Origin of the sequence: Ornithinibacter sp. (assembly GCF_035443565.1) — a bacterium.
Taxonomy (GTDB): Bacteria; Actinomycetota; Actinomycetes; order Actinomycetales; family Dermatophilaceae; genus Fodinibacter.
In genome coordinates, this window is the sequence record NZ_DAORSO010000008.1 from 40,348 (window position 1) to 42,516 (window position 2,169).

Sequence of the window (2,169 nt, forward strand, 5' to 3'; positions counted from 1 at the left end):
GGGCGAGGCTGCCGGCTCCACGGCATCCGATGTCGGTGTCGCGCACGAGTCTTCCGCGGGGTCGTCAGTGGGAGCGTCGTCGCCGAGCTCGGCGAGGCGTTCGAGCGCCACCCGGGTGTAGCCGGTGCGGCTGAGGTAGCGCCGGGTGATGAGCTCGGCCTCGGGGTGGCCCGCGAGCCAGTCGCCGCCGGAGCGCAGGAGCTTGTCGACCTCGTCCGGGCCCTGCCAGTAGTGCTTGGACTCATCGAGCACCGGCAGCAGCACGTGCAGCTGGGTGAGGGCATCGGCCAGGCGGACGGTGCCGGTGAGGGTGAGGTCGACGTAACGGGAGGCGCCCCACTGCGGGAATGCCTCGTCGAGGGCGATGGGGTCGGCGACGACCTGCCAGCCCAGCGGCTCGAAGATCCGGTGGGCGATGGCGGGGCCGCCCCGGCACGGCAGCACGGGGATGCGGATCTGCAGGGGGATGGGGGTGTCGGCCAGGTCCTGGTGCGACGCGCAGCGCCCGATCCGCGCGGTGCTGAACACCTCGGCCAGGGTCACGGCGAACAGGGAGGACACGGCGTACGAGCGGTCGTTGACGTACTGGCCGAGACTGAAGTCGGGCAGGTTGCGGGCGCGACCGCGAGCCAGGCGCACCGGGTCGATCTCGAGGAGCAGGGCGGCCGTGCAGCGCTCGTCGGTGGCCTGCGGGTAGAACACCGTCGCGACCCCGAAGCTCTGGGTGAACTGCTGCACCCGGTCGGGGTGCTTGTGCAGCAGGTACCCGAGATCCGTCGCGGGACGGTGGGTCGTCGAGATGGTCAGGTACACCGCGTCAGTGTTGCCGACGACCTTCGTGCTCGCACGCCGATTTGTCGAGCCGGCCGAGCCCCGCATGGGTCGGTCGCGCCGACCGCGGGCACGGACCCCCCTCAACGTCCACTCCCGCGGTCGGCGCGACCACTGTGTCGAGCATGACGGCCAGCACGGGCCTGCCGCATGCGTACTCGTACTCAGATGTGGCAGGTCGGGGTCTGGTTCCGGGGATCCGGGTTCAATCAGCCGGTCTTCGGCTCGGTCAGGCGACGTCCATCGGCTGACCGCCGGTGATCCGCACCAGGTCGTCGTACGACGTCGCGAAGACGCTGTGGCTGTGGCCTGCGGCGGCCCAGACGACGGGGTACGTCGCGAGGTGGGTGTCGATGATCGTGCGCAGCGGGTGCGGGTGGCCGACCGGTGCGACGCCGCCGATCGCGAAGCCGGTGTGCTCGCGCACGAAGGCGGGGTCGGCCCGCTCGATGCTCGCGAGACCTGCCCGCTCCGCGACGGAGACGACGTCGACCCGGTGCCCTCCCGACGCCATGACGAGCAGGGGGAGGCGCTCGCCGTCGTGGGTCGTCGCGACGAAGACGAGGCTGTTCGCGATCTCGGCAGGCGAGATGCCCAGGGCGTCGGCGGCGGCCTGCGCGGTGCGCACGGCATCGGGGAGGTGGCGCACCTGCGGACTGAGACCGTGCTCGGCCAGGGCCTGCATCACCGAGCGCACACCGGCGTGCTCGGAGAGGTCTCGCGGGGGGTTCTGCTCGCTCGGCGGCTGGGTCATGGCGGCAGCGTAGCGACCCGGTGACGCGGGCTCGATGCGGGCTTGACGACCTGTCGGTGGGTCGCGTTATGGTGGAGACATCGAACATCTGTTCGATCATTGACCGGCATCGCCGAGGCCCGGCGGTCGCTGGTGAACCACGAGCGAGCGCGGGAAAGGGGAGGTCATGGTCCGCCGTCACGACGAGCACATCAGCGTCCGAAGCAGCAGCGATCTGGGTGTTGGCGGCGACCCCCTCGGCGAACCTCGTGTCGAACCCCGGGTCGGCGCTGACGGTCCCCGCGACTTCGTCTGGCGCGGTCGGCGCTACACCGTGTGCGCCGTGCTGGCCTCGTGGCAGGAGCGTCGGGCCTGGTGGCGCGAGGTCGGTGACCTCACCGGTGGGGCCGCGTTGCCGAGCCCGCAGCGCCGGGTCTGGCGGGTCGAGGCGCGCCCGCCGTCCGGCACCGCCGGGGTCTTCGACCTCGGGCTCGACGACGACCGCTGGCTGCTCCTGCGCGCCCACGACTGAGTCCCACCGGCCATGGACACCGCACCGATCGACACCGCACCGATCGACACCGCACCGATCGACACCGCACCGA

Annotated in this window: 3 protein-coding genes; 1 reads left to right on the top strand and 2 read right to left on the bottom strand. The window is 71.6% G+C overall.

The window, feature by feature from the left end; genetic code table 11:
* Together PLL68_RS02320 and PLL68_RS02325 are read right to left on the bottom strand one after the other, a co-directional pair.
* Positions 1-813, bottom strand: an 813-nt coding sequence (locus PLL68_RS02320) for a 3' terminal RNA ribose 2'-O-methyltransferase Hen1 (RefSeq protein WP_324531273.1), incomplete at its 3' end; no start/stop codon positions are given.
* Positions 814-1,060: 247 nt separating this feature from the next.
* Positions 1,061-1,585 (bottom strand): YbaK/EbsC family protein, encoded by a 525-nt coding sequence (locus PLL68_RS02325; RefSeq protein ID WP_324531275.1) that lies wholly within the window; start codon positions 1,583-1,585, stop codon positions 1,061-1,063.
* A gap of 166 nt (positions 1,586-1,751) precedes the next feature.
* Between PLL68_RS02325 and PLL68_RS02330 the strand changes: the two genes are divergently transcribed.
* Positions 1,752-2,096, top strand: a complete 345-nt coding sequence (locus PLL68_RS02330; RefSeq protein WP_324531277.1) for a DUF6504 family protein — start codon at positions 1,752-1,754, stop codon at positions 2,094-2,096.
* The last annotated feature ends 73 nt before the right edge of the window (positions 2,097-2,169 follow it).

Excerpts from the sequence above, each read along its gene's own strand:
- PLL68_RS02325 (WP_324531275.1), bottom strand. The coding sequence starts at position 1,585 with ATGACCCAGCCGCCGAGCGAGCAGAACCCCCCGCGAGACCTCTCCGAG.
- PLL68_RS02330 (WP_324531277.1), top strand. The coding sequence starts at position 1,752 with ATGGTCCGCCGTCACGACGAGCACATCAGCGTCCGAAGCAGCAGCGAT.